The sequence below is a fragment of the Bradyrhizobium sp. USDA 10063 genome, from assembly GCF_054063735.1.
The window spans coordinates 560,364-577,734 of the sequence record NZ_JBSSGP010000002.1; the positions used below are offsets into that span (position 1 = coordinate 560,364).

Genomic DNA, 17,371 nt, shown 5'->3' on the forward strand with positions numbered 1-17,371 from the left:
AGGTCGCCGGCATGCGCGTCTGACGGTTCGGGCGACGGGAGTTTTCAAGGCAGAGAACCTTTTGCAACGACAAATCACCTCATTAGGCACGATGCGAACAATCGAGTGGGAGTGACCGGATACACTCGGCGGCAATAGACTGGCGTGCGAAATTGGCTGGGTCCGCTTTGCGCCCGATCTCGGTCATCGCGCCATCGAGATTCCTGACCTGGAAGTGGCCATTCGCGCCCTGCGCCTCAACCGTCAAAAAATCTGCAGGACGATGTCGGCCTCCGAAAATCCCGTTCGTCGTTCCGATGCCAAGCCGATGAGGCCGGCTCAGATGAGGAGACAGACGATGCGTGTGATGGTGCTCGTGAAAGCTACTGAAGACAGCGAAAAGGGCTTTTTCGCCACGCCCGAGACGACTGAGATGCTCGAGGCGATGGGCAGGTTCAACGATGAGCTGCGCAATGCCGGCATCCTGCGCTTAGCCGACGGCCTCAAGCCTTCCTCACACGGCAAGCGCATTGCGTTCGATGGTCCCGGCCGTACGGTCATCGACGGGCCTTTCGCCGCAACCCGCGAACTGGTCGCCGGCTTCTGGCTCTGGGACGTCAGGGACATGGACGAGGCGATCGCCTGGGTGAAGCGCTGCCCCAATCCGATGCCGGGACCGAGCGAGATCGAAATCCGGCCGCTATACGAAATGGCTGATTTGCGATGAGACGCTGTCGCCGGAGGTCACGGAAATCACAAGCGAAGGCGCAGGAATCAGGTGACGCGGTGGATGCGGTACTCGATCTGGTCGTTTCCGGCAAGGCGGCCCTCGGCCACAAACAGGTGCTAGTTGAGCCACGCGTATTTCGGCGCGCCGGTATCGAAGCGCATCGCCATGCGCATGTAGTGGTCCTCAAAGCGCGTGGTGCCGCCCGCCTCGGCGGCCTTGGTGAATGCGTCATTCATCTGCACGAGGCCGGTGTAGTGCAGCAGAATAACCGCATCGTCGTCTGTGATGAATTGAACGCGGACGTTGGGTCGGCCGAAGCCATCCGCGCCCGGCCGGTACCAATCTCCGCGTGAGGAGCGAAGCGACGAAGCAATCCATGTCTCCACAAGCGGCGCTATAGATTGCTTCGCTTTGCTTGCAATGACGATGTGGCCATTTTGGGTGCGACAAATCAACCCGACGGGCAAATCACCAAAAGTCTGTCGACCCCTCGCGCGAAAAATATTCCGCTTCCGTCGTCGGGCAAATCAGTGATTTAACTCCGCGCGTCTCACGGCGGATGAGGGGCGGCTCGCGATCGTCACGAACGTTGCGGTGAGATGCGGTGGACGCGAATGTCACGACTGACGAGCGTGGCACTCATGGACGGCGAAGTCGTGTGGTTCTGGCGCCCCGACGCTGGCGCTAAGTTTTTTGCGTGAGCAAATTCACGCGAGAGATGACGGTGGCAAGAAAGCCCGGTCACCGGGGAGAGCACGAAGTAAGCCGTAAAACCATCGCGCAGGGAAAGCCGGAGTGTTTTCGGTTGAACCTGTGGTCCTACCCCCGTGCTTTTTGTTGCACGGGGCCCACGGGTGCAACCGGCACCCGGCTTTCCCTGCGCCCTCTGATATCGAGGAGGGTGAAACGAGACGCAAACCTCGGGCGGAGTACGCCGCGAGAATGTAGACTCATACCCCTCGCCATACTCTACCGTCATGCCACGCGAAGGCGGGGCATCCAGTATCCGGCGGCCTCTCGGTATAAGCTCAAACGCCTCTGGAATACTGGATCGTCCGCCTTCGCGGACGATGACAGCGGAGAGCTGTTTGACAATTGCAATCAGAACACGACGATGTCGTCCCAGCCTTGCTATCCACGTCAAGTTCTCGACGTTGCCTGCATCTCAATCGCGCGCAACCTGCGGAGTCTTGTCGGTCCACTCCGGCGGCGCGCCGAACTTGCCGGCGACAAGCCCGGCGAGGCCAGGCGCGCGGCCAAAATTGTCGCACGTCGCATATTTCGGTGCGCCACCCAGCCACGACTGTACGCGCTGACCGGAAGGCAGCGAGATATCCAGGGCCCCCGGCTCCTTGCCGGTGGCGAGCATCTGCGAGAACTCGTTGCCGAACTTGGTTGCCAAGCCATAGGCGTCACCGACTTCGGAAACGCGAGGGTTGTCCATGATCGAATTCGCACCGCGGGCCCATACCATCGCAGCGCGCTGCACGCCGCTCCTGTCGATGGCTTCTGCCTCGACGGCAAGGCCACCCAGGCCAATGGGAAGACGCGGAACGCTGACCGGCAAGGCTGCGCCGGTGCCCAAGGTCACCGCGGTCGACACGCCGGCTGCAGCCTTGTCGGTCGGCAACACGTCGGTGACGACGGTTCGAACGGTCAGGTCGGCAGGTTCACGTGGCGAGACGATCTGAAACTTGTCGCTCAGTGCGACACAAACCTCGCGATCGAGCGCGTTTGCGACCAGCGCGCGATCCTGCTCCGTCTTCACCTGCGCCAACGCGCTATGGGCAAACGTTGTCGGAACGATGCGTACGGTTTTCACTGACGCCAAGGCATTGGCATCGACGTAATTTCTCGACTTCGAGAGCATGCCCTTCTGCTCTCCGAGATTGTTGTACGTGGCGAGGGTGCCCGCCGTTTTCGAAGGCATGGAAGCGCATCCGGCTGTCACCAGACTTACTGGTAGAGACACGATTCGCAGCCACGAACGGGGCGTTCTTGTCACGGCGCGGCTCCGGGCATAAGATGCATTGATGCATCTAGTCGTATCCGCAACGTGAAGTCAAGATGCATCAATGCATCTTATCTGGAGTGAGCAATATGGGCGAGCGGCGTCGCGGTGCGGAGTTGGAGGAGGCAATCCTGGAGGCCGCGTGGCTCGAACTGGCTGAGCGCGGTTATGCGGGGCTGACGATGGAGGCGGTCGCGGAAAGAGCGGGGACGAGCCGTCCCGTGCTTGCGCGCCGATGGGACGGGAAGGCGCCGCTCGCCATCGCGGCCATTCGGCGGCAAATGGCGAAGCACCCGCTGGAGGTGCCGGATCGGGGCGATCTGCGAACGGAGCTGCTGGAGTTTCTCAAGCGGGCGGCTGAGCGCGCCGCCGGAATGGCGGCGGCCTTCACCCTGTTTTCGCATAATTATTTCTCGGAGAGCCGGTCGACACCGAAGGATCTGCACGCCGCCCTCGTCGAAGGTGGAGCACGACCTCTCTCGGCGATTCTGGAACGCGCCGTGAAGCGCGGTGAGATCGATGCAGCAAAGCTCTCGCCTCCGGTGGCTTCTCTGCTCGGCGATCTGTTTCGGTACCACGTCATCATGAACTTTTCGGCGCCGCCGCCTGCTTTGCGGAAAGCCTGGGTCGACACCGTGTTCCTGCCGCTCGTTCGGGCGCGGTAGGCGAGGCGGTCGTTGACCATTGTTCGATCATGTACTATTTGAAGTTACATGAGACGGGATAGTCGATTGTCGGGGGTGCTTCACGTGCTGCTGCACATGGCCGAGCATGGCGGTCCGGTGACATCAGAAGTGCTGGCGAAAGCGATGTGCACCAATCCGGTCGTGATCCGGCGGATCATGGCGGGGCTGCGCGACTGCGGCTACGTCCGGTCCGAAAAGGGCCATGGCGGCGGATGGGTGCTCGCGCGGAATCTCGAAGAGGTGACGTTGCGCGATGTCTATGACGCGCTGGGCTGTCCGTCGTTGTTTGCGATGGGCAATCGCACCGATGCGCCCGGCTGCCTCGTCGAACAGGCTGTCAATAAAGCCCTCGACAGGGCGTTTCACGATGCGGAGGCGCTCCTGCTCGCGCGTCTCGGCGAAGTTTCGCTCGCTATGCTGAGCGCGGACTTCCATGCGCGCCTTGCGGCCCGCAGGGGCTCGCGCCGAACGGAGATCGATCATGTCCACTGAAGCCGGCGCCAGTTATTTTCTGAGCGCCTTCTCCGATCCGCAGAAGGTGGCGCAATACGCCGATGGCCCGCGACGCTTCGTGCCGGGTTTCGCCGATCTTCACCGCATGACCGGCATCCTCTTGGCGGAGCGCGCGCCACGCGACGCAAAGGTGCTCGTGCTGGGGGCGGGCGGGGGCCTGGAATTGCAGGCGCTTGCGGAAGCCTATCCAGACTGGCGCTTCGTCGGCGTCGATCCGTCCGAGCAGATGCTCGACCTGGCCGCACGCAGGCTCGGCCCACTCGGTGCGCGCGTCGAACTCGTGCACGGCTATATCGAGGATGCGCCGGCTGGCCCGTTCGACGCGGCGACCTGCCTGCTGACGTTGCACTTCCTGGATCCCGTGGAGCGGCGGCGGACGGCGCACGACATTCGGCGCCGGCTCAAGCCGGGAGCCGCTTTCGTGGCCGCCCATAGCAGCTTCCCGCAAGCGAGCGAGGAGCGCGCGCTTTGGCTGTCGCGCTACGCAGCCTTCGCGGTCGCGTCAGGCGCCGATCCGGAACAGGCGAACAACGCCCGGGCCGCGGTCGATGCCAGCCTGAACATGCTGAGCCCGGCGCAGGACGAAGCGATCCTTCGCGAGTCCGGCTTTGCCGACGCGAGCCTGTTCTTCGCAGCGTTCACCTGGCGCGGATGGGTTGCGTACGCCTGAGACGGGCTACTGGTGTTGGCGGTGAAATGGATCCGGGGCTCGATGCTGACGCATCGCCTCAAGAGGGTTCGCAAAAAAGTGAGCCCCTGCATGTCGTCTTTGGCGCCTCGCATTCGTCTTGGAGCCAGAGAGAGCTGCAGTGGAGACAGGGAATGAAGGATGCTCACTATCGCTGGGTGATTGTCGGGGCCGGCGGGCTTCTGGGGTGCGTTGCGATCGGCGGGATGTTCTCGCTGCCGGTTTTTCTGCTGCCGATCACGCGGGACACCGGCTGGTCGGTCACCGGCGTGTCCAGCGCCATGACCATCGGGTTCCTCGCGATGGCGTTCACGAGCATGATCTGGGGAACCTTGTCTGATCGGCTTGGGCCGCTGCCGGTGGTGCTGACGGGCTCGATCGTCCTTGCGGCAAGCCTGGGGCTGGCCAGCCTTGCTCCATCGCTGGTCGCGTTTCAATTCATCTTCGGTCTGATGGTGGGCGGCACGGCCGCCGCGATCTTCGCGCCGATGATGGCCTGCGTCACCGGCTGGTTCGATACCCATCGCAGCCTTGCCGTGTCGCTGGTTTCGGCAGGAATGGGGATGGCGCCCATGACCATGTCGCCGCTCGCGGCCTGGCTCGTCTCGATCCATGACTGGAGAACCTCGCTTCAGATTCTTGCCGTCGTCGTCGCCTGCATCATGATTCCCGTATCGTTGCTGGTGCGCCGCGCACCGGCGCTCGAACGCGAACATGCCCCTGCCTCCGGCGAGGGCGAGCCGCAGCCGGTGATGTCGCTCGCTCAAGCGCTGCGCTCGCCGCAGTTTATCGTCCTGCTCGCGACGAATTTCTTCTGTTGCGCCACCCATTCAGGGCCAATCATCCATACCGTGAGCTATGCGATCAGCTGCGGGATACCGATGATCGCGGCTGTCACGATCTACAGCGTGGAGGGTTTGGCGGGGATGGGTGGACGTATCGCGTTCGGCCTGCTCGGCGACCGCTTTGGCGCCAAGCGCGTGCTGGTCTTGGGACTGTTCGCCCAGGCCTTCGGCGCGCTCGCCTACGCCTTCGTGCGCGAACTCTCGGCGTTCTACGCCGTGGCGGCGGTGTTCGGCTTCATCTATGCCGGCACCATGCCGCTCTATGCCGTGCTTGCGCGCGAGAACTTTCCGTTGCGGATGATGGGCACCGTGATCGGCGGAACAGCCATGGCCGGCAGCCTGGGGATGGCGACCGGTCCGGTGGCCGGAGGTTTGATATACGACACCTTCGCCAGTTACGCCTGGCTTTACATCGGCTCCTGGGCCGTTGGACTCGGTGCCTTCCTGATCGCGTTGACGTTCAGGCCGTTTCCAAGCGCCAAGCCGCAGCCGGCGCCAGTGCCGGCGTGAGGAGGGCTTGCCAATGCGTTGGCGATCTACCGCGTCTTCCTTGCGCGCCAGCGCTTCAGTGCAGCCTCCATCGATTGACGGATCGTCATGTGGAACTCGGTCATCTCTTCCATGCGACTGCGCGTCTTGCCGCGGGCAGCGATGCCCGCGCCCTGCTTCAAGAGTTCGGCGAGCGCATCGAGCAGGCGGTTCTGCTCGGTCAGCATGCCCTCGTAATTGTCGGACACTTCATAGAGCACGCGTTTGCTGCCGCGCTCGCCGTGGCGGCGCGCCAGCGTGTATTTCTCCAAGAGCCGGGCGGCGACGCTGGCGGTGCTCTTGCTCATCTCGAGATCGGCCGCCATGCGGTCGAGGCTGACCGGCTCCGGGAACAGAAGCAGGTAGCCATAGAGACGGGCGGCCGCCTGCGGAACACCCCAGGGCATCAGCAGCCGCGCCACGTCTTCGATGAAGCGCCGTTCGGCAGTGGTCGGACCTTTGTTTGACATATTCGACATTTCCCGAATATACTGAATATCGTGGATTTGTCCACAACGGGGCGACAGAGCGGAGAGTTGCCATGGCCGCCACGCCTGAGTCTCGAGCCCGGACCCCTGTCGGGAGCATGTCACGGTGAAAGTCACACTTCAGATCGTGGTCTGGACCGCGGTCATGGCCGCGATGATCCTGTGGCCGGCCGGCACCCTGGCTTATCCAGGGGGCTGGGCCTTCATCGGCATGTTCGCTGTCGGCGGGCTTGCGATCACCCTGTGGCTCGCAAAACACAATCCGCGCCTGTTGCGCGAGCGCATGAGTTCACCGGTGCAGCGTGATCAAAAGCCATGGGACCGGATCTGGCTGACGCTCTTCATCCTGCTGTGCTGCGCCTGGATGATGTTCATGGCGTGGGATGCCGCGCGCACGGGATTTGCCGCGATGCCGGCCTGGCTTCAGGCGGTCGGCGGCATCTTCATCGGGTTCTATCTACTTGGCGTGTGGTGGACGTTCCGGGAAAACACCTTTGCCGCTCCTGTGGTGAAGATCCAGGAGGACCAGCGGGTGATCGATACCGGGCCGTACGCCATCGTCCGGCACCCGATGTATACGAGTGCCTTGCTCTTCATTGTCGGCCTGCCGCTGCTGCTCGGCTCCTGGATCGGCCTTGCGATGTCGGTGGTGTTCATTCTCGGCATCGCATGGCGGACGCTGCACGAGGAGGGCGCATTAAGGGCGGAGCTGAAAGGTTACGACGAGTATGCCGCGCGCGTGCGCTATCGGTTCATTCCCTCGGTCTGGTAGCGTCGGCGAGCACGATGGCGCAAGCAGCCGCGAAGACCGGGGCAGGGCCGACCGTCATGGTCGCCATCGAACAGTGGTTTCCAGGCCGTCAGCGCATCCTGATCGATGATCTCGCCTCGTCGATCCTGCCCTTCGGTGCGAGAGCCTTCGTGCACGCGACGCGGCCGTCCCCGATCCGGAACTGGCTGGTGCGCTCAACCGAACGTGCCTTCCCCGGCCTATGGAGCGGCATCATGTGCCGCAAGCGGTTCATCGATGATGCGCTCCTCGCCGCATCGCCGGAGATTGCCGCCATCGTCAATCTCGGCGCGGGTTTTGATACGCGCGCCTATCGGCTGCAATCGCTGGCTGCGATCCCCGTGTGGGAAGTCGACCAGCCCGCCAATATCAGATCCAAGCAGGCCGGCCTCCGGCGGCGATTTGGCGACGTCCCGCCGCACGTCACCCTCGTGCCGATCGATTTCGACCATGAAGCACTGGAGCCCGCGTTGGCGTCGCGCGGCTATGCACGGACCATGCGGACTTTTTTCATCTGGGAGGCGGTGACCCAGTATCTGAGCGAGGCGGGTATCAGGAGCACGCTCGAGTTCCTGGCCGCGGCCGCGCCGGGCAGCCGCCTCGCGTTCACCTATGTGCAGAAGGACTTCATCGATGGCCGGAATCTCCACGATCAGCCGCGTCTCTATGAGCGCTATGTGAAGCAGAAGATCTGGTTGTTCGGCCTCGATCCCCGAGATGTCGCTGGCTTCCTCGATCGGTACGGCTGGCGCGTGACGGCGCATGTCGGCTGCAACGATCTGGCGGAGCGCTTCGTGAAGCCCACGGGCCGGCACCTGCTCTCGTCGTCGCTCGAAAGAATTGTGTGCGCGGAAAAGCTGTAAGCTCGAGGAATAGAACTTGTTTGTCAGCCCGTGTTCATAAGGTAATGTGCTTCGACAAGATTTGGGCTTGTTCTCGTAATCAGGGCTGACAGGAAATCCAATGGCACGCGTTCGCTGTATCACCGAGATGGGCATGGGCGTCGATGTTCACGGCAAGGATGCCACCAAGGCGGCGCGGCGCGCGGTCTCGGATGCCATCCGTCATTCGAGCCTTGGTTTCTTCCGTATGCTCGACAAGACCGCCAACGACATGTTCGTCGATGTCACCATCGGCGTGCCGAACCCCGATGCGGTGGACACCGCCGTTGTCGCGAAGGAACTGCCTTACGGCACCGTGACCGTCACCGCGGTCAAGGGCGGGCTCGAGATTCCGGCCGAGCAGGGCAGCGATGCCATCATCATCGCCAACGCCGCCGTCATCGTCAGCCTCGACGACGGCAAGCCCGGCTAGGCGTCTCGTGCCTCGTCGTTAGGCTTGCCAATCTGTTTTCGCTGCCAAGCTCGAAGTGGTGCGATCGGCAATGCCGCTGAAGATGCCGGGCAGTTCGACTCACCAAGATTTCTGTTGAAAACGAACGCATAATTCGATGGAACGGCGCGACAGTTCCCGACTGCGCCCCGAGAAATTTGCGCTGCAGGTTTCGCACATTACTATGCCGCCCAACTGTTCGAGCGGGCGTGATCGCCAGGCATCACCGGCCCGCCTCGTTATCTCGGATCACAGCATATGTCCGCCATCGAGGATTTTGGTCGCGCGCTCTCGGATCTCGTGAAGCAGAAGGATATCTACTCCTTCTTCAGCCGCTCAGCGTTCGACAAGGGGCACCGCTATCACGCCCAGGGGCGCGTCACAGGATTGGAGATCAGCGACGATCTCATGCACGTTCGCGCCAGGGTGCGTGGAGAGGCGTCGGCTCCCTATCGTGTCGATATCGAACTGGAGTTCAGCCACGGCCGCCTTGCCGACCTCGACGGCACATGCAGTTGTCCGATGGCGGTCAACTGCAAGCATGTCGTGGCGACGATGCTCCAGGCCCTGAGCGGAAAACAGCCGCCCGTCAGGGCGGTGCCGCCGGACGAGCGGGCGCCTGCGGCATCGATGCCGGTTCTGCCTTACGACGTGATCGCTTGGCTCGACACTGTCGGTACGGCGGCGAGGCGCGGCGATGACTACCCCGCAGATGTGCCGCAACGGTTGCTCTATTGCCTGCAATCCGCCCAAGACGGTACGCGAATGCCGTTTCTGGCGGTATCGTTGCTCTCGCTCCGATTGCTCAAGGATGGAAAGTTCGGAGGGAGCATTGCGCGTCCAAACGTGTTCGATTTTTCGCCCGAACGTGCGCCAAAATATTACCGCGATAGCGACATCGATATCATGGGCGAGCTCTCGAAACGGTCAGGCGGGTATGGCTATAACGGCTCTCGGACGCGATCCCATGAACTCGTGCAGCGGATCGTCGCGACCGGACGCGCGTTCTGGCGCGATCACAAGGGACCGCCGCTACAGTGGGGAGAGCAGCGCGCGGGATGGATCGAGTGGCGTCAGGTTGGCAAGCAGGGAGTTTCTCCGGTACTGACTGTGCCGGGAGCGATCGCGCTGAATGCAGAGCCGCCGGTTTATGTCGACGAGGGCGCTGGCGTGATCGGCCGGGTCGAAGTGAGCCTGCCCCCTCGGCTCGCCTATCAGCTCTTGTCGGCGCCCGCTATCCCGCGTGCGCAGGTCGCGGAAGTGGCGCGTCGGCTCGGCGAGAGGCTGCCAGAGCTTCATCCCGGCCTGCTGCCGGGAACGCCGGCGGCTGCGGTGAAGATCGAGAGTGATCCGATTCCGATCCTGCGGCTCAAGCGCGGACGCGAAGGCTCCAACGCATACTACTATCAGGACAGGGCCGACCGGGTCGGCGTGGCCCATCTCAGTTTTCGCTACGGTCCGGTCGAGATCGAGCCTTCGGAAAGGGGAAGCCCGCTCGAAGCCTTTCAAGCCGGCGAAGTCTACACGATCACGCGGCGGCGATCGAACGAGAAAGGCGCGCGCAAGCGGCTATTGGAATTCGATTTTCGTGAAGCGAGGTTGAGGCACCCGTTTCTCGATGCCGGCCACGCCTACGACCTGACGCTGGGGGAATCTCACGCCTGGCTCGATTTTCTCGAGTTCGGCGTTCCCGAACTGCGCGCAGAAGGCTTCGACGTCCTGGTCGACGACGATTTTCCGTACCGGTTGGCGCCGTCCTCGGGCGCCTTCGATGCAGAGCTGGAATCCAGCGGCATCGACTGGTTCGAACTGGCGCTTGGCGTCGAGATCGACGGCGAGCGGCGCGACCTGGCGCCGATCCTGGCCGCGCTGGTCGCGACACCGGATTTCACACCCGACCGGATCAAGCAACTCGCCGAGGAGGGGGATCATTTCTATCTGCCGCTTGCCGACGGCCGCCATCTGTCGCTGGCCGCGGATCGTTTCCTTCCGCTGGTGCTGGCGCTCCATAGCCTCCGGCTGAGCGGGATATTCGGAGATACCTCCGAAAAGATCAGACTTTCTCGCGCTGACGTCCTGCCGCTGCTGGCACATGAAAGCCACGAGTTTGTTTTCCGCGGTGCCGACAATCTTCGTCGCCTTGCCAACCTGCTTCAAGGCCGCGAATTGTCGAATCCGGCCTTGCCTTCGAATTTTCGCGCAGAGCTCCGGCCGTACCAGGCACAGGGGGTGAACTGGCTCGATCTGCTGCGCGAGAGTGGCCTCGGCGGCGTGCTCGCCGACGACATGGGGCTCGGCAAGACGGTCCAGATCCTGGCGCTGTTGTCGCTGGAGAAGGCGCGGGGTCATCTTGACGAGCCCGCCCTTGTCGTCGCTCCGACCAGCCTGATGACCAACTGGTTCAGCGAAGCGCAGAAGTTCGCGCCGGATCTGAAAGTCCTCGTGCTGCATGGTTCTGATCGCAAGCAGAACTTCGGCGCCATCGCCGAGCATGATCTGGTCCTGACCACCTATCCGCTGATCGCGCGGGATCACGAAGTCCTATTGTCCCGCGAATGGCACATGGCGGTGCTGGACGAAGCGCAGACGATCAAGAATCCGAATGCCGCGACCACTCGCTGGCTCCGCGGCATCAAGGCGCAGCATCGCTTCTGCCTGACGGGCACGCCGGTGGAAAATCATCTGGGCGAGCTCTGGTCGATCATGAGCTTTGCCAATCCGGGCTATCTCGGTGACAAGACCGACTTCGGCCGTCGCTGGCGCATACCGATCGAGAAGCGCAGCGATACAGGGCGAGCGGTGGCGTTGGCGCAACGTGTGAAACCGTTCCTGCTGCGCCGGACCAAGGCGGAGGTGGTAACCGAGCTCCCGGCCAAGAGCGAGATAGTCGAGCGCATCATCTTGGAAGGCAGCCAGCGTGACCTCTACGATTCCATTCGCCTGTCGATGTCCGACAAGGTCCGCAAGGCGATCCAGGAGCGTGGCCTGGCCAAGAGTCACATCGTCGTTCTCGAAGCGCTGCTCAGGCTGCGCCAGGCCTGCTGCGATCCGGCGCTGCTGAAGCTCGACGATCGCGTCGTGCGGCGCTCAGCCAAGCTTGACCGGCTGATGGAGATGGTCACGGAGCTCTTGAGCGAAGGCCGGAAGATCATCGTGTTCTCGCAGTTCACCTCGATGATCGACCTGATCAAGGTCAGGTTCGATGCGGAGCACATCCGCTACAGCGTCCTGACTGGGGAAACCACCAACCGCAAGCACGCGATCGAGGGTTTTCAGAATGGCGATAGCGATGTCTTCCTGATCAGCTTGAAGGCCGGCGGTGTCGGGCTCAACCTGACGGCGGCCGACACGGTGATCATCTTCGATCCCTGGTGGAATCCGGCAGTAGAGGAACAGGCGATCGACCGCGCCCATCGCATCGGCCAGGACAAGCCGGTCTTCGTCTATCGCCTGGTGGCATCGGGTACGATCGAGGAGAAGATGGACGAGCTGAAGGCGCGGAAGCGCGCCTTGGCCGACAGCCTGTTCGATCAGGAGGGACGCATCGGTTCGGCGCTCACCGAAGAGGACGTGCGCGCGCTGTTTGAGGAATAACCAGGCGCAACCAGGATCGGCGTCCGTCCGCCGTTATTGCGACTTGCCGTCGACGTGCAGCGCAAATCCGCTCGTGTCAGACTCACCTAACCCGGGCCGGAGGAGCAGGCTCGGGAGCAGATAGTCGCCGCCGTTCTGCTGTCGATACGGAATCGGCGGCGTGGTTGCCAGCGTCTGCATCCGCATCCGCAGGCGATCGGCGATCAGATCGAAGCCTTTCTCGTCGAGACGGTCGACCCGGTAGGCCACGAACGGTGGCAGCACGTCGTAGCCGGGGTAATAGAGGATGCCGTGATTGATCGGGAACAGGAGGTCGTCGATCGGGCCATTGATGCCGCGAGGCGCGTAGTGCTCCTCCCAGCCGCCGGTGGTCACGATCAGCATCGCACGCTTGCCGGCGAACGTGCCTTCACCGAAGCGGTCGCCCCAGTGCCTGTCGCTGTGCTCGCCGACGCCATAGGCAAAACCATAAGCGTAGACCCGGTCGACCCAGCCTTTCAGGATCGCAGGCATCGTGTACCACCACAGCGGAAACTGCAGGATCAGGACGTCGGCCCATAACAGTTTCTCCTGTTCGGCCTTGACGTCATCGGTCAGCGTGCCCGCCGCGAAGGCTTCGCCGGAGGCCGCACCGGCCTTAAGGCGCGCGTCCTTTGCGAGCGCAGGGAAGTCGGCACGATCGATCTCCGATTTCCAGCCCTGCGCATAGAGGTCCGATATCAGCACGTCATGGCCCTGGGCTTTCAGCTCGGCGACGGCGACATCGCGCAGTGCGCGGTTGAGCGAACGCGGTTCGGGGTGGGCGAAAACAAGCAGCACGTTCATCGGTCGATAATCCCTGCGGAAACTGACCCTCAGCTAGACGATTGCGCGCTGATCCACTACATCTCCGCAATGCATACGATTGTGCCGAATAATGGATAAGTCTGATATCACGCTGGAGCGGATGCGGAGCTTCGTCCGCGTCGCCGAGCGCGGCAGCCTGTCGGCGGTGGCGCGCGAGCTCGGTGTCGGCCAATCCACCATTACGCGTCACCTGCGCGAGCTTGAGGAGGCCGTCGGCGTGCCCTTGCTGTCGCGCACCACGCGGCGCGTCACCATGACGGACGAGGGCCGCCGCTATTACGCCAACTGCGTCCAGATCCTGCGGCTGGTGGAGCAGGCCCGCGACGAGGCGCGCGGCACCCGCGGCCAGCCGGCCGGCACGATCCGGATTTCCTGCACGGCGGCGATCGGCGTGCTGCACGTCAGCCGATTGATCTTCGCGTTTCAGGACCGCTATCCCGACATCGCGATCGACCTCAGCTTGACCGACGAGCGCGTCGACCTCGTCCGCGAAGGCGTCGACATCGCATTGCGGCTTGGACCGCTGACCGACAGCTCGATGAAACTTCGCCCGCTCGGCCAATCCCGGCGTCTGCTCGTGGCCGCGCCCGCTTATCTCGCCGCGCAGGGGTACGCCGTTCGTGCCCAAGGATCTCGCGCGGCACGAGGGCATCCGGATGTCGAACATCGCAGGCAGCGACATGCTGGATCTGGAGGGGCCGCGCGGCGAGCGCCATGCGGTGCCGTTCGGCGGACGGCTTCGCGTCGATCACGGCCTTGCCGCGCGCGAGGCAATGGTCGCCGGTCGCGGCATCGCGCCCGCGCATCGATGGCTGGTGGACGATCTCTTGAAAGCCGGGCGGCTGACGGCGATCCTGCCGCGCTATTCGCCGTTACCCGTGCCGCTGAACATGCTGATCGTGCCGGAGCGCGCGGGCATCGCGCGCGTCAGGCTCCTGATCGATTTTCTCGCCAGCGAGATCGGCTCGATCCCGGGCATTGAATCGCCGCGTTCACGCGGCGGAAAACGGCCCAAGCAGAAAGGCTGACACCGTGGCTGCGAATCGATCACGCCTGGCCCTGGAACAAATTGTAGCCGGGCGTGAGCAGATTGTGCGGATCGTAGCGCCGCCTGGCCTGGCGTCGCGCAGCAGCGGCCATCTCGGGCCGAAATGCTCGCGCCAATCGTCTGGCGACATCGGAAAGGCGCTGACTGGATAGAGGACACCGCCTGCCTTGCGAATACGATCATAGAGTGCGCGGTTCGCCGCAACCATCCGCGCGACTGACGCGGTGCCGGTGTCGGACGGGATGCGGACCACGTTGAACGGAAACACGACGCTTTCGTCCGGCAACCGCACCAGCGGGGCGCGAAACGCCTCCGTTTGCATCGGGTAATAGGTGATCCGTCCGAATGGCCCGACATCCGCGTTGCTCAGTTCGCCCATGATCTCGCGCGCCACCTGTTCGGCATTGCTGCCGCGCAGGAACGTGAACAGCCAGGGCTGCGCAATGGACCACTGGCCTTTCGACCTCAATAGGCTCTCGAATTTGGCGAAAACGAGCGCGTCATCGCGATAGGCGAGGTCGGTGATAACAGCCTTGCTGCGGTCATCGGCGAGGTCCACCAGCGCAGTGCCGTCATCGGGCGCGGCGTCGCGGTTGTAGAAGATCGCGCCATCGAGCTGGTAGCGCCAGCCGCCGCTGCCATCGGGCAGGATCGCGCCCTGCAATTGGTCGAAACGTCCCGCCGCCAACACGCGCCGCTGATCCGCGGTCAGTGACGCCAGATCGCGATAAAAGAGCTGATAGCGGCGGACCCGTTCGGGCGCGCGGACCAGGCGCAAGCTGGCGCGGGTGATGATGCCGCATTGGCCGAGCCCGGCCCTGACGGCATCGAACAGATCCGGATTCTCGGTCGGCGAACAGGTCAGCTCGCGGCCGTCACCCGTCACGACACTCAGTTCGAGCACATGGTCGGCCTGCATACCGTGTCGCGACGAGGTCCCGCCGATGCCGCCAATCGCGATCGTGCCGCCGACGGACAGGCCGAGATAATTGGTCAGCACCGGCGGAGTGAGCCCCCGCGCCAGTGTCGCATCGAGCACGCTTTGCCACGCCGCCCCGGCTTCGACCACGATGCGATCAGTCTCGACCTCGCCGATGCGATTGAAACCGCGCATGTCGACGATGATGCCATCAGTCAGCGAACGGCCATAGGTCGAATGGCCCTGGCCGCGCGCTGCAACCTTCAATCCTCGCTCGGATGCCCACCGCATCAAGGTTGCGATGTCATCGCTCTCGGCTGGCTTCAACACCGCGCGCGGCTCTTTGCGAACGATCCGGCCGAAATCATCCGCTGCCGCGGCGCGAACGGCCTTGTCATGACTGAGCTCGCCCTTGAGCTGCGGTCCGTCGTTCGAATTGGCTTGTGCTGGTGTGTTCATGTGAGTACCGGAAGCGAATGCCGCGGTGAGGCCAAAACCTGCACGCAGCAGGGTGCGTCTGTCGGGGGACATGACGTGCTCCTCGATTTGAAAGGCCTGGCAAGGGCGAATTCAGCGCTGAGCCGCCCGTAAGTTGAGTTCGCAGAGCGTCGGAAACAATCGACGCCGAGCGGAATAGACTTTTCCGAAAATCGAGAAAATCAGGCCGCGTTAGAGGCGCTCGCGCTTCAGTCGCTCCACGAGCAGGTCGGCGAACAGCCGCGTCTTCGCCGGCGGCATGCCGCTCGGCGGAAACACCGCCTGGATCGGAATCCGCGGGGCCTCGAACTCTTCGAGCAGGATCTCCAGCGCACCGCGATCGAACGGTTCGGCGATCTGCCAGAACGGGCCGTAGCCGATGCCAAGGCCATGGCAGGCGGCGGCATGGGCGGCCGCGACGTTGTCGGTGCGGAAGCAACCGCCCACACGCACATTCCTGATGCGGCCGCGTACCTGGAACCGCCACGCTTCCATCTCGCCTTCGCTCGCGCCGTGCAGGATGCATTGGTGGCGCGCGAGGTCGTCGGGATGGCGCGGGCGGCCATGGCGATCGAGATAGCCGGGCGCGGCGTAGACTACCGTGCGAAGCTCTCCGAGACGTCGTGCCTTCAGAGAGGAGTCCGGCAGATCCCTTATCCTGATCGCAAGATCGAACCCGCCGCCGACGACATCGATCGGGCGGTCGGACCCCTGCAAGTCGGCCTTGATGCGCGGATAACGCGCGATGAAGTCGGCAAGCGCGGGAGCGACAAAGGTCGAGCCGAACAGGATCGGCGCGGTGACGCGGAGCAGCCCCGACGGCTCGGCTCGCCGGCTCGCCGCTTCCAGGCGCGCCTCGTTGATTTCGGAGAACGCCGGTTTGACGCGCCGATAAAACGCAAGGCCTGCTTCGGTGGCGAAGGATTTCCGCGTGGTGCGCCTGACAAGTTCGACCCCGACATTACGTTCCAGCGCCAGCAGCGAACGATTGACGGCCTGCACGGAACGGCCGAGCCGGCGCGCCGCCGCCGTCTGGCTGCCGGTCTCGATAACAGCCAGAAAGGCTTCGATTTCTTTCATCGATCCGCCTCCGCATTTTCTCGAAATGCGAGAGGATAGTGCTGATATCGAAGGATGATCGCAAGGGAATGGTGCTTCGAGGTGGCGACTGCGTTGCTGGCCGAGCAAGGCTCTGCATCGTATGATGTGAAGAAACAAGGAGCGGACGTGTCCTGCTATCTCGGTCTCGATGGCTTTCGCGGCGGCTGGGTGGTGGCCTGGATCGACGAGGCGGGCAACCACGGCTTCGATTATTCGCCGTACCTCGATCGGGTTGTTGCGGCTACGCACAAGCGCGCCATGATCGATATGCCGATCGGCCTCAAGATGAAGGGGCACCGGACATGCGACCTGCGTGCCCGGGAGCTGGTCGGCGCTTCCGTGTTTCTCGGCGCGCGGCGCAATCTTTGGGAGTTTCCGGACCAGGCTTCGGCAAACCGGTACTATTGGCAGCACGAAGGTCCGGGTATGGGCGTGTCCTGCCAGCTCTGGAACATCAGGGACAAGATCAGGGAGGTCGACGATTTCATCACGCCGGAGCGTCAGGCGACTATCGGCGAGGCACATCCGGAACTGATCTTCCGAAATCTCGGCAAGCAAATCCGCCTGGAAGGCAAGAAGTCCGAACAAGGGCGCGAGCAGCGTCTGAAATTGTTGGCCGATCGGGGTTTCGTCAAACTCTCACGCTGGCTGGCGCAACGTCGCGGCACCGGGATCGGACGTGACGATTTGATCGATGCCTGTGCCTGCGCTGTGGCGGCGCGAGACAGCAATGCGCGTCTTGGCGGCGATGAGATCGACCTTCGCGGTTTGCGGATGGAGATCAACTACTAAAACA

Annotated in this window: 16 protein-coding genes and 1 pseudogene; 11 read left to right on the forward strand and 6 right to left on the reverse strand. The window is 63.2% G+C overall.

The annotated features are described in order from the left end of the window. Positions 1-337 precede the first annotated feature (337 nt). Entirely contained in the window at positions 338-706 is a 369-nt protein-coding gene (locus ACVJGD_RS04475; protein ID WP_456640163.1) for a YciI family protein, read from the forward strand. Between the two features lie 119 nt (positions 707-825). Here the strand turns inward: ACVJGD_RS04475 and ACVJGD_RS04480 are convergent, their stop codons facing one another. After that, complete coding sequence (locus tag ACVJGD_RS04480) at positions 826-1,176, reverse strand: DUF3237 family protein (RefSeq protein ID WP_456633227.1); 351 nt, start codon at positions 1,174-1,176, stop codon at positions 826-828. A gap of 698 nt (positions 1,177-1,874) precedes the next feature. Next, positions 1,875-2,639 carry a DUF3313 domain-containing protein gene (locus tag ACVJGD_RS04485; protein ID WP_456633228.1) on the reverse strand — a complete coding sequence of 255 codons (765 nt, stop codon included), beginning with the start codon at positions 2,637-2,639 and terminating at the stop codon, positions 1,875-1,877. Positions 2,640-2,809: 170 nt separating this feature from the next. On the opposite strand from ACVJGD_RS04485, the gene ACVJGD_RS04490 reads away from it, so the two are divergent. The 4 genes from ACVJGD_RS04490 (at position 2,810) to ACVJGD_RS04505 (ending at position 5,962) form a co-directional block, all read left to right on the forward strand. Continuing rightward, positions 2,810-3,385, forward strand: a complete 576-nt coding sequence (locus ACVJGD_RS04490) for a TetR/AcrR family transcriptional regulator (protein WP_456633229.1) — start codon at positions 2,810-2,812, stop codon at positions 3,383-3,385. Between the two features lie 48 nt (positions 3,386-3,433). Then, complete coding sequence (locus tag ACVJGD_RS04495) at positions 3,434-3,898, forward strand: RrF2 family transcriptional regulator (RefSeq protein ID WP_456633230.1); 465 nt, start codon at positions 3,434-3,436, stop codon at positions 3,896-3,898. Beyond that, entirely contained in the window at positions 3,888-4,589 is a 702-nt protein-coding gene (locus ACVJGD_RS04500; protein ID WP_456633231.1) for a class I SAM-dependent methyltransferase, read from the forward strand. Before ACVJGD_RS04495 ends, ACVJGD_RS04500 begins: the two co-directional genes overlap by 11 nt. 152 nt (positions 4,590-4,741) lie before the next feature. Continuing rightward, positions 4,742-5,962 carry an MFS transporter gene (locus ACVJGD_RS04505; RefSeq protein WP_456633232.1) on the forward strand — a complete coding sequence of 407 codons (1,221 nt, stop codon included), beginning with the start codon at positions 4,742-4,744 and terminating at the stop codon, positions 5,960-5,962. 26 nt (positions 5,963-5,988) lie between these two features. Here the strand turns inward: ACVJGD_RS04505 and ACVJGD_RS04510 are convergent, their stop codons facing one another. Continuing rightward, complete coding sequence (locus ACVJGD_RS04510) at positions 5,989-6,450, reverse strand: GbsR/MarR family transcriptional regulator (protein ID WP_456633233.1); 462 nt, start codon at positions 6,448-6,450, stop codon at positions 5,989-5,991. Between the two features lie 124 nt (positions 6,451-6,574). On the opposite strand from ACVJGD_RS04510, the gene ACVJGD_RS04515 reads away from it, so the two are divergent. The 4 genes from ACVJGD_RS04515 (at position 6,575) to ACVJGD_RS04530 (ending at position 12,184) form a co-directional block, all read left to right on the forward strand. Further along, positions 6,575-7,240: a methyltransferase family protein gene (locus ACVJGD_RS04515; protein ID WP_456633234.1), complete on the forward strand. Its 666-nt coding sequence runs from the start codon at positions 6,575-6,577 to the stop codon at positions 7,238-7,240. 14 nt (positions 7,241-7,254) lie between these two features. Then, entirely contained in the window at positions 7,255-8,121 is an 867-nt protein-coding gene (locus ACVJGD_RS04520; protein ID WP_456633235.1) for an SAM-dependent methyltransferase, read from the forward strand. Between the two features lie 100 nt (positions 8,122-8,221). Next, positions 8,222-8,572 carry a Lin0512 family protein gene (locus ACVJGD_RS04525; protein WP_456633236.1) on the forward strand — a complete coding sequence of 117 codons (351 nt, stop codon included), beginning with the start codon at positions 8,222-8,224 and terminating at the stop codon, positions 8,570-8,572. 276 nt (positions 8,573-8,848) lie between these two features. Beyond that, on the forward strand, positions 8,849-12,184 hold the full coding sequence (locus ACVJGD_RS04530) for a DEAD/DEAH box helicase (protein ID WP_456633237.1): 3,336 nt from the start codon (positions 8,849-8,851) through the stop codon (positions 12,182-12,184). Between the two features lie 33 nt (positions 12,185-12,217). Here the strand turns inward: ACVJGD_RS04530 and ACVJGD_RS04535 are convergent, their stop codons facing one another. After that, positions 12,218-13,009, reverse strand: coding sequence for an NAD(P)H-dependent oxidoreductase (locus ACVJGD_RS04535; RefSeq protein WP_456633238.1), 792 nt, complete (start codon positions 13,007-13,009; stop codon positions 12,218-12,220). A gap of 91 nt (positions 13,010-13,100) precedes the next feature. Between ACVJGD_RS04535 and ACVJGD_RS04540 the strand changes: the two are divergent. Then, positions 13,101-14,058 (forward strand): annotated as a pseudogene (locus ACVJGD_RS04540) (LysR family transcriptional regulator). Here the strand turns inward: ACVJGD_RS04540 and ACVJGD_RS04545 are convergent. Then, positions 14,023-15,528, reverse strand: coding sequence for an FAD-binding protein (locus ACVJGD_RS04545; RefSeq protein ID WP_456633239.1), 1,506 nt, complete (start codon positions 15,526-15,528; stop codon positions 14,023-14,025). The pseudogene ACVJGD_RS04540 and the gene ACVJGD_RS04545 sit on opposite strands and share 36 nt — an antisense overlap. A 138-nt stretch (positions 15,529-15,666) precedes the next feature. After that, positions 15,667-16,554 (reverse strand): LysR family transcriptional regulator, encoded by an 888-nt coding sequence (locus tag ACVJGD_RS04550; RefSeq protein ID WP_456633240.1) that lies wholly within the window; start codon positions 16,552-16,554, stop codon positions 15,667-15,669. Positions 16,555-16,701: 147 nt separating this feature from the next. Here ACVJGD_RS04550 and ACVJGD_RS04555 point away from each other — a divergent pair, with 147 nt between their 5' ends. Further along, positions 16,702-17,367 (forward strand): DUF429 domain-containing protein, encoded by a 666-nt coding sequence (locus tag ACVJGD_RS04555; protein ID WP_456640164.1) that lies wholly within the window; start codon positions 16,702-16,704, stop codon positions 17,365-17,367. Positions 17,368-17,371: the final 4 nt, after the last annotated feature.

Coding starts and splice junctions, on each gene's coding strand:
- ACVJGD_RS04550 (WP_456633240.1), bottom strand. CDS start 16,554: ATGAAAGAAATCGAAGCCTTTCTGGCTGTTATCGAGACCGGCAGCCAG.
- ACVJGD_RS04520 (WP_456633235.1), top strand. CDS start 7,255: ATGGCGCAAGCAGCCGCGAAGACCGGGGCAGGGCCGACCGTCATGGTC.
- ACVJGD_RS04525 (WP_456633236.1), top strand. CDS start 8,222: ATGGCACGCGTTCGCTGTATCACCGAGATGGGCATGGGCGTCGATGTT.
- ACVJGD_RS04475 (WP_456640163.1), top strand. CDS start 338: ATGCGTGTGATGGTGCTCGTGAAAGCTACTGAAGACAGCGAAAAGGGC.
- ACVJGD_RS04530 (WP_456633237.1), top strand. CDS start 8,849: ATGTCCGCCATCGAGGATTTTGGTCGCGCGCTCTCGGATCTCGTGAAG.
- ACVJGD_RS04545 (WP_456633239.1), bottom strand. CDS start 15,528: ATGTCCCCCGACAGACGCACCCTGCTGCGTGCAGGTTTTGGCCTCACC.
- ACVJGD_RS04510 (WP_456633233.1), bottom strand. CDS start 6,450: ATGTCAAACAAAGGTCCGACCACTGCCGAACGGCGCTTCATCGAAGAC.
- ACVJGD_RS04505 (WP_456633232.1), top strand. CDS start 4,742: ATGAAGGATGCTCACTATCGCTGGGTGATTGTCGGGGCCGGCGGGCTT.
- ACVJGD_RS04500 (WP_456633231.1), top strand. CDS start 3,888: ATGTCCACTGAAGCCGGCGCCAGTTATTTTCTGAGCGCCTTCTCCGAT.
- ACVJGD_RS04535 (WP_456633238.1), bottom strand. CDS start 13,009: ATGAACGTGCTGCTTGTTTTCGCCCACCCCGAACCGCGTTCGCTCAAC.
- ACVJGD_RS04490 (WP_456633229.1), top strand. CDS start 2,810: ATGGGCGAGCGGCGTCGCGGTGCGGAGTTGGAGGAGGCAATCCTGGAG.
- ACVJGD_RS04485 (WP_456633228.1), bottom strand. CDS start 2,639: ATGCCTTCGAAAACGGCGGGCACCCTCGCCACGTACAACAATCTCGGA.
- ACVJGD_RS04495 (WP_456633230.1), top strand. CDS start 3,434: ATGAGACGGGATAGTCGATTGTCGGGGGTGCTTCACGTGCTGCTGCAC.